This is a genomic window from Legionella rowbothamii, assembly GCF_900639985.1.
Classification (GTDB): domain Bacteria; phylum Pseudomonadota; class Gammaproteobacteria; order Legionellales; family Legionellaceae; genus Legionella; species Legionella rowbothamii.
This window is the reverse complement of record NZ_CAAAIM010000006.1, coordinates 101,103-115,865: the sequence shown is the minus strand read 5'-3', so window position 1 is coordinate 115,865 and position 14,763 is coordinate 101,103. Positions and strand designations below refer to the sequence as shown.

Here is a 14,763-nt window from a genome sequence, read left to right as displayed (position 1 = left end):
ACTAATAATTTAAAAAGTGCAGCCTGGTTGCTTGCACCGGTCTCTTCTAAATGCTCACGAATTACCATGGTTAAGCCACGGTAATTAGAGCCTCTATAAATAAAATGTTCATGATGTTGTTTTAAAACCAAAACCCTGCCGGTTTATTCGTCATTAAATAAAAAACAATAATTAAACTAATAAACGCAGGCCAGCCTAAGCAAAACCAGTACTTAAAATAACGGTAGTAAATTGGAGGGAGTACGGTTTTATTTTCTTCTGCCTCAACAGCAAAATCGCGCATTTTAATTTGCAGATACACAACAGGAAACCAACAAAAAGCAGCGATCGCGTAACCAATAATGGAACCCATAACCCATAAAGAAGTCCATGTATAACCGGCTAAATAAACCATCCATAAGCCAGTGAGGGGTTGGAGGAACCCTGAAGTACCTGTAAAGATCCAATCGGCTAAAACCACATAACGTGTGGTTGCTGCAATAACCTGGGTGTTTCCGGTGCGATGACCATAGAGCATCGTGCAGGCAGTGCCTATCCCGGTGCCAAAAAGTATGGTTGAACTTAAAACATGAATGAATTTAAGCCAAAAATAGAGCATTATCGATCAGACTCCAAAGACATAGATACCAGTATAGCTGCCAGGAGTGGGATATTTTTTGCTAAAGGAGCAAAAGGTTCAAACCACAACGAGGGAAGCTTCCACGTAAGTATGACACTATAGCCTATTATCAAGATAATTTGTAAGAGTCCCACTTTCGTTGATTTCGAGCACAATACCGCTAACCCTAAGGCAGCATCAAGAATACTCGCGCCATAAAATAAAATGGGTTGCCAAAATACATTAACGCCAATTTGTGCCAATAATTCATAAGATGCGGCTCGAGGATAAATGAATAGACAACAGATGGCGGTAAATAACCAAATAAAAGCAATACTAAATTTTAATACGGGTTTGAGAAAATAAAGTCGCGAATGCCAACGATCTTGGATTGAGCTGGGATGGCTATAGAGACCTGCAGTGAATTCTCTCGGAGTAAAACCAATTTGTTCATGAAACCTTTGGGTTTCTTCATAACTGGTTACATTGTTTTGAAATAGTAGTTTATATGAATTGGTATTAAAAATAGAGTAGGGTATACGATCCCCAATTAATGCTCCCAAACGAATTAATTTCAAAGGGACGTGAATTAATTTTGCTTTCGAAAAACCTAACCAAGTACGCATCTGAGTTAAAACGCTAGCTAAGCTAACACGTTTTGCACTTACAGCATTTAATATTAAACTGTGAGTTAAGGGCTGTTCCAGCAGTTTGATGACGGCCTTTGATAAATCCTCTAGATAAATGGGTTGGAATTCTTGGCTTCCTTTATCTGGTACGAGAGTAATCCAGGGAAGCCCTGCTAAACCACGAAATAAAGAGGAGCCGCCATAGGATCCTCGTCCATAAACTAAAGAGGGGCGTAAGATAATGGATTGGATTGGCACCTTCTGTAAATAATCATCCGCTGCTTTCTTACTGGTCGCATAAACAACATCCGATTTCTCAATTCCCAATGCGGAAATTTGTATAATCTTTTTTACTCCAGCATTAACGCAGGCATCGAATAAGGCGCGAGGAGTATGATAGTGAATTGCCCAGGTTACTTGGTCATTAGGATGGTAAAGAATACCAACACTATTAATGACTATATCAATACTAGCTAAGCGCTCACTCCAAACCTCACTGGATTGGTCGTGAATAAAATCGCAAGGAATAATCGATGCTGTTGGAAATAAATTTTGAGCATAAGCAACATCGCGGACACAGCAAGTAACGCGGTGTCCTGCAGCAATTAAGTCTGTAACAATTTGGGAGGCAATAAATCCTGAGGCACCAGTAACCAATACATTCATCATTTCTCTCCGGCACTATAAAAAGTAAAGAGTATATACAGCAATGGTTAAGAAATATATCTCATGATTTGGTAGCTAACTGAACAGACATCGTCTATGCTCAGTTAAGAATAATTATTAATCAAAGGAGTGATACATCATGAATTATTCTTTATTGAAGCGCACGGGAATAATCGCAGCTGCGGCTTTATTCTCTTTTTCTGTATTTGCCGAAGAAGCTAATCTCAAAGAAGACTTTGCAACAATTTGTACTAATGCTTGGATGGAAAAAGCAGATGCCGCGAAAGATAAAGTTGACTTCAAAAATTTTGGAGAAAAATATTGCGCATGTGCTGCATCACAACCTTTAGGTAGTGATGAAGCAATACAAAAGGCAATTCACGTATGTATGTCACGTACTTTATTGCATGATGCATTAGATGCAATGGAAGATGATGTGGGTTTAAGTAAAGCGCAAGAAAGTGACTTTCTTCAGTTTTGTCAGGATCGATGGAACCTCATTTATCCTAACCTGAGTGAAGAAAATAAGAAGGTCACTATGGCTTATTGCGAATGCGCTAAACCTAAAGTTATGACTCTGATCAAACAAGCAGATAATCTGACAGATAAGCAATATGATGAAGGTATTAATGATATTGCTGCGGCATGTTCTGAAGATGCTTTAGCAGAAAAGCCACAAGCATCAACTCCTGCTCCAGCGCCCGCAGAGGCCCCAGCTCCTGCAGCACCAGCAACTCATTAATCTTTTCTGGAATTCCCGTGGTTTGTCCACGGGAGCCATTTGCTCTTACGATACTTTAAGAAATATCTTACACATAAATTAGTGTTTTTCGAGCAGTATTCTAAAAAAAAGTAGCTATACTGTATTTGTTTGGCGCGGCTGGAATTTTGGCTGGATATTAACCTGCAAAAGATTGCAGCTGTCGCACAAACACGAATATAACTTCACTCTAAGTACCTACATCATCTAATAATGACAGTTTCTTCTGAAGCTTTAATATTGAGTTGTTAAAGAGGTAGAGTACTTATCGTTTACCTTATCAAAATAAAGCCTTTCTCTCCAGGTTCTGAGTAAATGTCTTCAACAGTTTGATTTATCATAACGAGATCTTCCATTTGATGGGGCTCAAAGATCTAAAGGATGCGTATTTAATTGGTCTGCATTTGCTGCCGATGAATTAACGAATACTATAGGGGGGATAGGAGCTACTTGAAAGCCTAACCATGTAGGCCGTATTATAATACTGCGAATACGGCCTAGATCAATTAATATTGATATGTTGTGCCACTTTGAAGAGCTGTTTGATGTGAATAAGATTCATTAGTAGTAAATAAATTCAAGACCAATGGCTCTTTTTCTTGTGTTACTGTTGTTTGAGGACGAGCACCCAACAACTTAGACATCATTGATGGTGAATCACCCAACGCAAGCTCAGCTGTATTACTATTTTGAGGAGTAGTGGCTACTACATTTTGTTGTTTAAAACGATATAAATTGCTTAAAACTACACTTGTTTCAAGCACCATTAAAGCAATGCCGAGTGGTGGGGTGAGGGTAAAACCTACTGCAACAAATAATCCAGAGGCAACTAAAGTAATAGCCGAATTATAGGTTAAGCTCACAAAATAGTTTTGAATAATATTTTGCTTTCCTTTTTGTGCCAGATCAAATGCTGTTGCAATAGGGAATAATAAACCTTCATGCACGACGATTCCGGCAAATTGTTTGGCACTGTTATCCCCAATCTTTGATTCAACTGCAATACCAATATGAGCTCCTGCAATTGCTGCAGCATCATTGGCTGCATCGCCAACCATAGCAACTTTATATCCTTTATCTTTTAATCGTTGAATATAACTAATTTTAGATACTTCATGTGCTTGAGTGGCTACTCCTACTGCATTGGCGCAAATATTTTCTTTACCAATACCTAATAAAGCAGCATATCGTTCTGCAGTTTCCTGAGCCGCACCAGTACAAATATGCACGGTTTTACCAAGCTGTTTTAATTGCTTGACGGCTGCGATCGCGTCCTCACGTAACGGATCCATTAGAGATATTTGTCCTATTACTGTGTTGCCGCGCACAATATAAGTAGAACCATTTTTAGGATCATTATAGGGCTCATCAATATGTGTTATGTCATTTGCCAACAGCATGTCTTTATTGCCTATCAGAAACCGTTCGCCATTGATGAGCGCTTGTACACCTGAATGATGGCTTTTATCGATGTTGGTTATTTCTAATAGCTCATCGGTAGCATCTTCTTGGCTATGAATATAATCGGCGATGGTTTTTGCTGCAGGGTGATCGGCGTTGCGTTCTAATAATGCGATATGAGCTAATAGTCTTTTATCACTAATTTGCAGAGCTTGTACCTGCATTTTACCTTGGGTAAGGGTACCGTTTAAATCAAAAACAATCGTATCAATATCCGCTGCTGCTTGTAATGCTGCACCATTGCTAAACTGAATGCCTTGTTCCGCGGCTTTGTTCATGCCGATTTTAACCGCCATTGGGGTAATTAAACTTAAGGCACAGGGGCAGGCACTTACAAGGACAGAGATAACACATTGAATTGCAGGCGCAATCCCAAAAAGTGAACTAATAACTACTCCGGATACAGCTGCGGTTATGAGCAAGCCAGGAATAAAATAATCCAATATTTTATTCGCTATTAACTCAATCGGAGCTTTTTCTTCATTGGCTTTCTTAATATCTTTGGCGACTAAAGAAAGATAAGAGTTTTTATAGGTTTCGGTAACACGCATTTCTAGCAAAGGAATATGATCGGCTAAGCGCATACCAGACTTTACTTTATCTCCTGCTTTAAAGCTTTTAAGCTCGGGAGAACCATCAATTCGAGTGGTGTAAAGTAGGGCATCTGTGGTTAATACGCCATCAACAGGAATGACCTCGCCTTTTTGAATAGCAATCAAACTCTCAAGGGGTAATTTTTTAACGGATACTTTTTTATCTATGTCGCCTTTTAATAAGACTTTTTCAGGAATACAATCAAGGATATCTAATTTTTTATTGATCTGATCAATAAGAGTATGTTCAATGCCTTCTCCTAAATGCCAAAAACCTAAAACTAAGGGGGCGGCTTCAAACATCATCGGTAACCCAGGAATCAGGATACTGGCAATCGATACAACGAGAATGCTAAGGGTACTAATAGTATATAAAGTCGTCATATCCCATTTGCTTTCACGAAATGAGCTCCAGGCTGATTGGTAAACGTTGTGTCCCAAGTATAAGGTCATCAGCGAAGTAAATCCGGTGATGGCATAGTAAGCTGTAATGGGAATACTAAAACCCGCAACAGATAAGACCAGCAAACCTGCCCCCCAAAGTAAACCTAAAGCAGCTTTCAGCCAATGGTTTTCATGGTGATGTCCATGATGGTGAGCGTGATTGTGGCCATGATGGTCATGGCTATGATTATGATGGTCATGCTTGTGATGATGGTGTGTTTTCTTTTGTTTACTCATATGATCACTTAGTGGGCGGTTAGGGGCAAATGAAGTCATATCAACTTTGAAAGTGTTATAGTATAACATTTTAGTGTTGAAGGACAAGAAACATTGAATAATTTTTATATTAAAAGTAATTTTTACAGCAGAATTCGTAACTTAATGAGGTGAGCATTCTATTTATTATGTGTCGCACATCATCCCGGGGTGCCACGAATTCATGAGATCCCTCATGGTGTTGGGAATGAGATAGTGAATAAGAATAGGGATATTAAATAAAGAGAACCTGGTTGCAAGCAACCAGGCTATGTATAGATTTGGTTTATTGTGAAATTAATTTAATTAGATCTGCAACAGCAGTGCTCAGAGAGATTTGTTGTGTTTCACCAGTAGAACGTGATTTATATTCCACACAATTCTGCTCAATGTTTCGGTCGCTAACCACCAGACGATGCGGTATACCAATTAAATCATGATCGGCAAAGAGGGCTCCTGCACGCTCATTTCGATCATCAAGTAACACTTCAACTCCTGCATCACTAAGTTGTTGATACAAGGCTTCTGCTTGGTCTTTTACTACTTGAGATTTATGCGCATTCAAGGGAATAATCACCATTTGGAATGGCGCGATATTTTGTGGCCAGATAATTCCTTGATCATCATGATGTTGCTCTATTGCTGCAGCAACGACACGAGTGATCCCTAAACCATAACAACCCATCAACATCGTTTCTAATTGACCTTGTTCATTAACTACTGAAGCATTCATTGCTTTGGCATATTTATCGCCTAATTGGAATACATGGCCAACTTCAATACCGCGACAAGAGCGCAGGGTACCTTGACCATCTGGGCTTGGATCCCCGTCTTTTACGTTACGTAAGTCATATGCTTGGTAAACATCGATATCTTTATCCCAGGCGGCATGTTGGTAATGTTTATCCGCTTGGTTTGCGCCGCAAACAAACTCATCCATAGCAAGCGCATGGTGGTCTGCAATTAATGGAATGGATAAGCCAATAGGTCCTAGCGAACCAATTGGAGCGTTTAGTGTTTTTAGAATGTTTTCTTCATCTATAAATTGTAATGGAGAGGCAATGAGTGGGTGTTTTGTTGCTTTTACTTCATTAAGTTCATCATCACCACGTAAAATCAAAGCAACCATAGGATGCTCTTTACCACGTACAATTAAGGTTTTGATCATATCGCGACTTGCGATATTTAGGAATTTTGACACTTCAGCAATGGTTTTTTGCTTTGGTGTATCAATCAATGCGATCTTTTGAGTCGTAGGATTAGTTGATTTTTCAGGTTTTAGACTAATAGCTTGTTCTATATTCGCTGCATAGCTACCTGCATCACTATAGAAAATTAAGTCTTCGCCAGAATCAGCCAGTACTTGGAACTCATGAGAGGCTGAGCCTCCAATAGCGCCTGTATCCGCTTCTACCGCACGATATTTTAGACCCATACGATCAAAAATACGGCAATAAGCCTGGTACATGTCTTGATAAGTTTTTTGTAAACTTTCTATGCCTAAGTGGAATGAATAAGCATCTTTCATAATAAATTCACGAGCACGCATTACTCCAAAGCGTGGTCTGATTTCATCTCGGAATTTAGTCTGGATTTGATAAAAGTTTGCTGGTAATTGTTTATAAGATTGCAGCTCATTACGCATAATGTCTGTAATGACTTCTTCATGAGTTGGACCGTAGCAATATTCTCTTTGGTTAGAATCTTTCATGGTGAGCAGTTGTCCACCAAAAGTTTCCCAACGTCCAGTTTCTTGCCAAAGCTCCGCAGGTTGTACGGATGGCATGAGTACTTCCATGGCATTGGTACGATTCATTTCTTCACGAACGATTTGTTCTATTTTACGAAGTACCCTGAGTCCTAGAGGCATCCAAGTATAAAGCCCTGAGCCCAGTTTACGGATCATCCCTGTTCTCAACATCAATTGATGAGAAACGATTTCAGCATCGTTAGGAGTTTCTTTTAGGGTAACTAAAAACCATTGTGACGCACGCATTTCTGCTCCTGAAAGTAATTTCGTAAATTTAGGCATTATATACCCAAGGAATGCCAAAATACTATTAAAGCAGGGCATAAGGGATCCTGTTTTTCTTGATTTTTAAGGTTAGTTACTGGAGTATTCATTTTTTTGTATACCACCTCAATGAGACCCATTGCTAAGTTTAATGGGATGCCACATTTAAAAGGATGTACTATGATAAATTCTTCAATGAGTATTTATTATGCTCCCATTAATTACCGGACCGTAACGCGTGTTGCGGGTAATACAATTGCCAATGATGGTTTGCTGAAGGCATTAGTTAAATATGGAGCTCGTTCTACATTATCTCCTTATATTGCTCAGGCTCATTTTTTTGATGAGTTTAAAAATAATTATGAGCTGGATTCTCCCTTCAAAACCTTTTATCCAATTATGCAAGGTGATGTTCCCGCTTTGAAACAATCGGATCTTTACATGCAGCCGGATGTCCTGATTAATAAAATGGCGTGGTCTAGAGCATTTATGAGTCCAGATTCATTTAGTATTTGTGGACTAGTACATGCTTTAGCAGGTATGGATACGGCTGAGGAAGTTGCCCAATTAGTTCAGGCGCCTTTGCATGATTGGGATGCAATAATTTGCACTTCCATTGCATCCAAACGGGTGATGGAGAATTTATTTAGCCAGTGGCATGATTATCTAAAAACGCGCTATAAAGAGCCAGTAAAGTGTACCTTACAATTACCAGTGCTTCCATTGGGGATTAATCCGGAAGATGTTTCTGCCCCACAACTCCATGAAGTGCATCGTAACAATTTTCGTAAGCAATACGGTATTGCTGAGCATGATTATGTGGTGCTCTTTGTTGGTCGATTGTTCTTTTATGAAAAAGCACATCCCATTCCTATGTATTTGGCATTGGAGGCATTGGCACAACGTATAGGTGCTCAAAGTCGAGTTCATTTTGTGCAAGCTGGGTGGTTTGATAAGGAAGAACATAAAACTCATTATCAAAAGGCGGCTCAATTATTTTGTCCCTCAGTTAAGACGCATTTTATTAATGATATGGATACGGAAGCAAAGAAAAAAGCCATCTGGCCTGGAGCGGATGTATTTATGTCTTTATCGGACAATATTCAGGAAAGTTTTGGAGTCACTCCATTGGAAGCTATGGCAAATAAACTGCCGGTAATTGTCTCTGATTGGGATGGTTACAGAGATACCGTTCGTCATGAGGTGGATGGTTTTCTGCTCCCTACTATTTTACCTCCCGCGGGCTGTGGAGTGGATTTAAGTCTGGGTTATTTAACTAAAGGGATTAATTGGTTAACCTATGCAGGATTGACTGCACAAATGGCTGCAGTTGATGTGGGGGCTTGCGTGAATGCGTTATGGCAATTGTATCTAAATCCTGAATTAAGACAGCAGATGGGGGCGGCAGGCTATCGGCGTGTGCAAGAGCATTTTCATTGGAGTAAAGTTTTACCTCGTTATGATGCTTTGTGGGACGAGCTCTCTGCAAGACGTCGTGCTGCAACAAATGAAGCGAAAATAGCAATCGGAGTTCCTCCTTTGCTTGCCGATCCTTTTCATACCTTTTCTGGGCATGCTAGTACCACTTTAAAGCCCAACGATTACTTTAAATCAGGCCAGACTTCGCTTGACCAATTAGAACCATTAATCGCAAACCATTTAGGTGGAATGGGGGCGCAGCAGATTGTTCCCCTTACGTATTTGCAGCAAATTGTTGCTGCTGCTCATCATAAAACAATAAGTACTCAAGATGCTGTCAGTTTTGTTACTAGCCGGGATAGAACTATTTCCTCTGGAGTCGTTGTACGTAGTTTAACGTATTTAATGAAGTATGATTTTATTAGAATAAAGAAGAAGGGGCAGTTTAATACTCTCCCATAGCCCGTTTGAGAATTACCGCGACTTGAGCGCGGTATTCATAAGTCGGAGTGAGGTTGCAAGATAACTCTGGAGACCGTGATCAAGCCATGGTAAATCGGGCGTTCTTTTCCTATCTTTAGTTGAGTGAGGAACTGGGAGCGCTTTCGAAACTCTGTTCTTTCATCGTTTCTGTAATCAAATTCCAAATGATATTTATTCCTGTATTATTAAAGAACGAGGAGGAGTAACCCGTTTGGGATGATTGCATCGCAAGTTGATGCAATGACAATTTTGCTTGTTCTGATAAGTTGGCAGTAATTTCCTTCCAGGCAGGTGATGCAATAATTTCAGTAAATACACTTCTCATTTTGAGGCTGGTATCCGTCATTTTAATGAGTTTAAAAAGTTGCTGCGGTTCGGCTTTTGCTAACAAAGACAAAGAAGGTAGAGCTTCATACCCCCCATTGGATCGGGTCCCGCTATAAACTCTTCCTCTAGCAAGATCCATCACAGTGCCGTAGTAATTCGGGGAAGCATAGGAGCAATAAGAATCCCAACTCATATTATCATCACTTTGTACTTCGTTATTCTCTTCATGCATCTCTGCAATGGCAGGCAAATAGTAACTTTTTTCTGTGTCTAGAATAATAGCTAAAGCATCTTGCAAAGCAGGGCTAGACTGTGCCAAAGCTAAGAAAGCAGATAAATAATCGGGCGCGTGAACACTTAGTTCGTGTAAAACATTTTTAGTCGTGTTTGTAACGAGAAGTGCTTGTACCAGGCTAATGTGCAATTCACGATGTCGTGTCGCAAGTTCAAAAAGGGTTGAAAGACTTTCGTGATAGCCTGATTCGGTGAGTAGAGCTAATAATCCATTTTGATAGTATACGGAGTCATAATATTCAGTGCCTGCAAGTTGAACTGGATGGCAAAGCATATGCTCAAGAAATTTTCTCTCTATTGGATTAAAGCGGGCATTACCTATTAGTACGGACCATGGATTAATATTTCCCTCACCAAAGGGGGCGCCAAATAAATTCATGGTGAGTAATTTATACATCTCGCGTTTAAATGATTCTTCGTTGGGTGAATAGTTCTCAGCGGGTGGTTCTTCTGTTGATAGAATACTTGATTGCAATAATGTTGCTACTTCCTCATTGGTTAACGCTAGCTCAATAAGCTCAAGTAAGATTGGTGGATGACCTTGTGCTATATTGACATACCTATGAGGGTATTTGTTGAGATCAATAAGTAGATGATCTCTGCATTCATCACTATGGAATGCTTGTTTTATAAATTGGATAAACACTGATTTAGAATTACATTGTGCAACTAACTGGACAAATGTATTATCGCCTAATTCTTTTAGCAGAGTCTCTTGTAAATCAACCTGTTTCTCAGCCAATTGGAGAAGGACGGGAATAGTAAACTGCCATTCTTTAATGATACGTTGCCAGGTTATTCTGCGGTTCTTTAGGGCATCAGATAATTCAGCTAATAGCTCTATTTCTGTTACAATATAGAAATTATCGAGTTCGTTTATCCTGTCTAGTAACTCATCATATTCCTCTGGAGATAGAGATATAAATCCGTTTTGTGCCAGACGCTTAAGAATAATAACACGAAGGCTTGGGACTTTTGTTTGCTCTTGAGATTCAGAGGAGGCTCGTTGGAAGATGCAATAACGTGGCTTGTTTGTTGATTGGTGAGAATTAATATACTCCCGAATGTTTTTTAAATTAGCATGATAAGCAAGAAGATCATAGTCAATTAATACACGATATGAATTTGGGGTATAACGAGATGCTACCAATTGGCATTTGTCAGCGCCTATAAAGAGCTCTATCTTATTTAATAATAAAAAAGCGTCTTGTTCGCTTAATAGCTCAGAAACAATCTGTGGATTCTCGGATAACAGAGTTTCTGTATCGAACCGTTCTTCAAATTCATAACCGTAATTTTGTTCAAGGAAAAAACAGAATAGGCGAATGCTTGTTAAATAATCTTCAGGATAATAATGTTCAAGAAAAGTTGGGAACTCGCCAAGGCTTAAATAATCTTCCATATAAATAGCTCAAAGAATAAATTTGGTGTATTTTATTCAATAATTAAACAATATGTCAATTATTAAGTCTGTGGTCAAAACACCGAAAACAATTTTTATGCTGTCATTTTTAAATTAGCTCATATCATTTTCGGTGTTTTGAACGATTAGGGTGCAGTATTACTTGCTGTACCATCAGCTCCATTCTGTCCCACTGCGCCTGATGCACCTGGTTGACCGTTGGGTGCTCCATTACCTGTACCTGCTGCACCTCCGGCACCAACCGTACCCGCACTCGCCCCAGATGTTGCTGTAAGTGTTTCCTCAAAGGTTGCATTAATGGTTCCGCTATTAGATTCTATACCATAAGCATTACCACCATTACCACCGTTACCTGCAGCACCACCATCACCACCATTACCACCGGCTGTACCTGAGAGGGGAGCATCACCTCCGTCGCCACCTGCGCCTCCATTACCGCCAGCGGCGGCCGCACCTGCACTATAAGACCCACTTAAAGTGACTCCAGAAGCTGATATGGAGGAGGTATCAATGATTGAAATACCTACAGCACTTCCCCCATTACCCCCATTACCTCCATTACCGCCATTACCTCCCATACCACTAATGGAAGTGGGGAAGAAGGGTTCAGTACCTACACTGCCTGCACCACCTGTACCACCTACTCCTGCATTACCCCCCGTAAGGTTTCCGCTGATGTTTAACGCATTGATGGAAATAGAAGCACCGGAATTTAGTGATAATCCTCCAGCAGTTCCACCATTTCCACCATTACCTGAACCACCACCATTACCAGCTGAGAATATGTCACTAGACAAACCGTATCCACCAGAGCCACCTGAATTACCATTGCCGCCCAGTAGGTTAGAAATTGCAACTTGGTTTAGAGTAACTAAGCTGCTGTTATTAATAGAAATACCCCAAGCGTCACCGCCACTACCACCATCAGCACCAAATCCGCCATTAGTAGCGTTACCACTGTTCGGGCCGGCATTACCGCCATTACCACCAAGTCCACCATTACCGCCATTAATATCAGTTACAGTAACGTTGCTAATCAACACATTAGATGAGTTGCTGATGAAAATACCATAGGCATTAGTTCCATTATTTCCTGATGTTCCATTAGCCCCATCCGAACCAAAATCACCGTTTGCCCCATTAGTTCCATTAGCCCCATTAGGTCCTGTATAACTGTAAATACTGAGGTTACTCAGGGTAACATTCTGTCCTGAAACGATTACACCCGCATTTTGAGTAGTTCCAGTTCCGGTAATATTGAAGTTAGTTAGCTCATTATTTCCTGGAAGATAGAGGCTACCAACTAAAGTAGGTCTTGCATTTCCACATAAAGAGGGTACGGTTATATTATTGTAAGAAAAGCTTCCACCTGAGCCAATGAGCTTGGTATTCGGTCCTATGTTTAATTGCCCACCTAAATCATAAGTATAGCTAGATGTGTTACTGCAATTGCATACATAGACATAGTTGTTGGTGTTTCCACCTGAATTCGCAGCGGTTATTGCTTCTTGAATCGTTCCATAGGGCGTTTCAAAGGTTCCGTTGCCGGAAGTTGATTGGCCCGCAACAAAATAAAAGTTTTCTACGGAAGTAAAGGGTACACTGTAGTTACTGGTATAAGTAAATACATCACGACGTCTTACTGAGTAATCCGTCATGCGTTGTTCTGCCGTTAAAGGCACCGTACCCTCGGGGCTGCCGATACTCATTCTTACCCCAACGGCAAAGAAGTTACCTTGATATCTATCGTAGGCATCACTCAGGGTAAAGGTAAAATGGTTGTTATAGCGATATTCAAAACGCCCATATCCGCCATTAATATTCTTACGATCATTGGCTATACCATTACGATAGTATCCTGCAAAACCTCGTAATTTAGGGATCCACGGAACTACTCGTCCAACTTCGACATCAGCTCCTCCTTCTGCGTGCTCATAAGTTGTCGTTTGAATACCTAATAATTTATGTCCCTGAAAACTAAATCCCCCTGAACGAGTGCTCACAAATTTATTTCTTCGGCTTGTGGGTTGGTATAAATGTGCCCGTCCTTCCCATATCGTCCCAAAGAGTTCTGTACCCAAGGTTAATTGAGTAAACATATTATGGTAGTTGGTTTGATAGCGTCCCATAAGGGCATAACCACCAATTACATATTCATTGTTGAGTATTATTTGGCGATAACCAAGTCCGAGGTCGCCTCCAGTTACATGATGAGTACCGGCAAAAGCTCCGTTAATATAAAACATTCTTTCGGCATCACCAGAAATAGGAAGAAGTGCATCGTAATAATCTTGAAGGCCATGACCACCCTGGATATTTAACGTTTGTCGTGGTTTCCACGGACCTCCGAAAGCCCACACTGAATTTATTGGAGTTGCTGTGGTGGCGATTAATATGCTAGTTAAAACTAAAGAGGGCACAGGTTGAGATATTTTTTTTCTAGGGTACTGCATCGACAATCCTTGTAAAAATCTAAAATTTTAATACATGTAATTCAAAGGCAAATTTTATAATGTATTTCTATTGATATTACTAGCCTTTTATAAAAAAGTTTTTTATAAATTCTCTTACCTTCCGCGCCGCTCTGTACTATGATAATGCGTTTGTAAAAAAATGTGTGAAGGATACACCGATGAAAAAATGGTTATTTGTATTTTTATTTATCTATCAAGCCGTGGCGTTTTCAGAATCGGCAGGAAAGGTTTTATTTACTAGCAAAGAAGTCGTCGCTAAACGAAATAATCAGCAACGAACATTAACACGCGGAGCTGAGTTTTTTGAAGGAGATGTGATTAGCACGAGGAGTGGTGCACTTGCTCAGCTTCAATACTCCAACGGAACTTTAGTTTCGTTACAACCTAACTCTGATTATTCTGTAGTTTCCTATCATAAAGCAGCGGCAGTTGGTAATTCTGCTTATTTAGCGAAAGGTGGTTTGGAATCGACAACTGCAACATCAGATACCAAAAAAAAATCTCTTTTAAGCACTCCTCTAGTGGCCTTAGCAATTGCAGGAACAAAGTATCGGGCAGCAATATTCTGTAATACCGCTACTTGTAAAAAATTTGCAATTCAGGTTACTGATGGATTAGTGATTGTTGATAATCGTTATCCCCTAGGTCCTGGCCAGCAACAAAGTAGTGCTATTTATAATGCAAGTACCAAACAAATTACTTACGGCCCAATTAATTGGTCAGCAAATGGTTGGGTAGATCTCCCATCCTCCCAGGCTGGAAATAGTCCCGACTTTATTGACCCTAGCACCTTAACCCAAGTTGTTAATGCGACAATTACTAATTCTGCAACCCATACTGTGACCACGACAATTCTACCTATTGTAGGTTCAGGCGCTTGCCCTTGTTGTTAGTTAGCGTATTTTTTAAAAATTAATTGGTAA

Annotated in this window: 9 protein-coding genes; 3 read left to right on the top strand and 6 right to left on the bottom strand. The window is 40.0% G+C overall.

The window, feature by feature from the left end; translation table 11 throughout:
• Window positions 1-121 precede the first annotated feature (121 nt).
• Complete coding sequence (locus tag E1P08_RS11275; RefSeq protein WP_133137127.1) at window positions 122-598, bottom strand: DUF2269 family protein; 477 nt, start codon at window positions 596-598, stop codon at window positions 122-124.
• Complete coding sequence (locus tag E1P08_RS11270) at window positions 598-1,896, bottom strand: NAD(P)H-binding protein (RefSeq protein ID WP_242602435.1); 1,299 nt, start codon at window positions 1,894-1,896, stop codon at window positions 598-600. The genes E1P08_RS11275 and E1P08_RS11270 overlap by 1 nt, the downstream gene beginning before the upstream one ends.
• A 136-nt stretch (window positions 1,897-2,032) precedes the next feature.
• Between E1P08_RS11270 and E1P08_RS11265 the strand changes: the two genes are divergently transcribed.
• A complete protein-coding gene (locus E1P08_RS11265; protein WP_133137126.1) occupies window positions 2,033-2,635 on the top strand; it encodes a hypothetical protein in 603 nt (200 codons plus the stop codon).
• A 524-nt stretch (window positions 2,636-3,159) separates the two neighbouring features.
• On the opposite strand, the gene E1P08_RS11260 is transcribed toward E1P08_RS11265, so the two are convergent.
• Both E1P08_RS11260 and E1P08_RS11255 read right to left on the bottom strand, forming a co-directional pair.
• The gene (locus tag E1P08_RS11260; RefSeq protein ID WP_242602434.1) at window positions 3,160-5,388 is read right to left on the bottom strand and encodes a heavy metal translocating P-type ATPase; all 2,229 of its coding nucleotides are present in this window, start codon (window positions 5,386-5,388) and stop codon (window positions 3,160-3,162) included.
• A gap of 304 nt (window positions 5,389-5,692) precedes the next feature.
• A complete protein-coding gene (locus E1P08_RS11255; protein WP_133137225.1) occupies window positions 5,693-7,402 on the bottom strand; it encodes a proline--tRNA ligase in 1,710 nt (569 codons plus the stop codon).
• A gap of 198 nt (window positions 7,403-7,600) precedes the next feature.
• On the opposite strand from E1P08_RS11255, the gene E1P08_RS11250 reads away from it, so the two are divergent.
• Window positions 7,601-9,301, top strand: a complete 1,701-nt coding sequence (locus E1P08_RS11250) for a glycosyltransferase family 4 protein (RefSeq protein WP_165485160.1) — start codon at window positions 7,601-7,603, stop codon at window positions 9,299-9,301.
• Between the two features lie 115 nt (window positions 9,302-9,416).
• Here E1P08_RS11250 and E1P08_RS11245 read toward each other — a convergent pair whose 3' ends face one another.
• A complete protein-coding gene (locus tag E1P08_RS11245; protein WP_133137123.1) occupies window positions 9,417-11,345 on the bottom strand; it encodes a hypothetical protein in 1,929 nt (642 codons plus the stop codon).
• Between the two features lie 146 nt (window positions 11,346-11,491).
• On the bottom strand, window positions 11,492-13,819 hold the full coding sequence (locus tag E1P08_RS11240; protein WP_133137122.1) for an inverse autotransporter beta domain-containing protein: 2,328 nt from the start codon (window positions 13,817-13,819) through the stop codon (window positions 11,492-11,494).
• Window positions 13,820-13,998: 179 nt separating this feature from the next.
• Between E1P08_RS11240 and E1P08_RS11235 the strand changes: the two genes are divergently transcribed.
• Complete coding sequence (locus E1P08_RS11235; RefSeq protein ID WP_133137121.1) at window positions 13,999-14,733, top strand: FecR family protein; 735 nt, start codon at window positions 13,999-14,001, stop codon at window positions 14,731-14,733.
• Window positions 14,734-14,763: the final 30 nt, after the last annotated feature.

Coding starts and splice junctions, on each gene's coding strand:
- E1P08_RS11275 (WP_133137127.1), bottom strand. CDS start 598: ATGCTCTATTTTTGGCTTAAATTCATTCATGTTTTAAGTTCAACCATA.
- E1P08_RS11270 (WP_242602435.1), bottom strand. CDS start 1,896: ATGATGAATGTATTGGTTACTGGTGCCTCAGGATTTATTGCCTCCCAA.
- E1P08_RS11265 (WP_133137126.1), top strand. CDS start 2,033: ATGAATTATTCTTTATTGAAGCGCACGGGAATAATCGCAGCTGCGGCT.
- E1P08_RS11260 (WP_242602434.1), bottom strand. CDS start 5,388: ATGAGTAAACAAAAGAAAACACACCATCATCACAAGCATGACCATCAT.
- E1P08_RS11255 (WP_133137225.1), bottom strand. CDS start 7,402: ATGCGTGCGTCACAATGGTTTTTAGTTACCCTAAAAGAAACTCCTAAC.
- E1P08_RS11250 (WP_165485160.1), top strand. CDS start 7,601: ATGATAAATTCTTCAATGAGTATTTATTATGCTCCCATTAATTACCGG.
- E1P08_RS11245 (WP_133137123.1), bottom strand. CDS start 11,345: ATGGAAGATTATTTAAGCCTTGGCGAGTTCCCAACTTTTCTTGAACAT.
- E1P08_RS11240 (WP_133137122.1), bottom strand. CDS start 13,819: ATGCAGTACCCTAGAAAAAAAATATCTCAACCTGTGCCCTCTTTAGTT.
- E1P08_RS11235 (WP_133137121.1), top strand. CDS start 13,999: ATGAAAAAATGGTTATTTGTATTTTTATTTATCTATCAAGCCGTGGCG.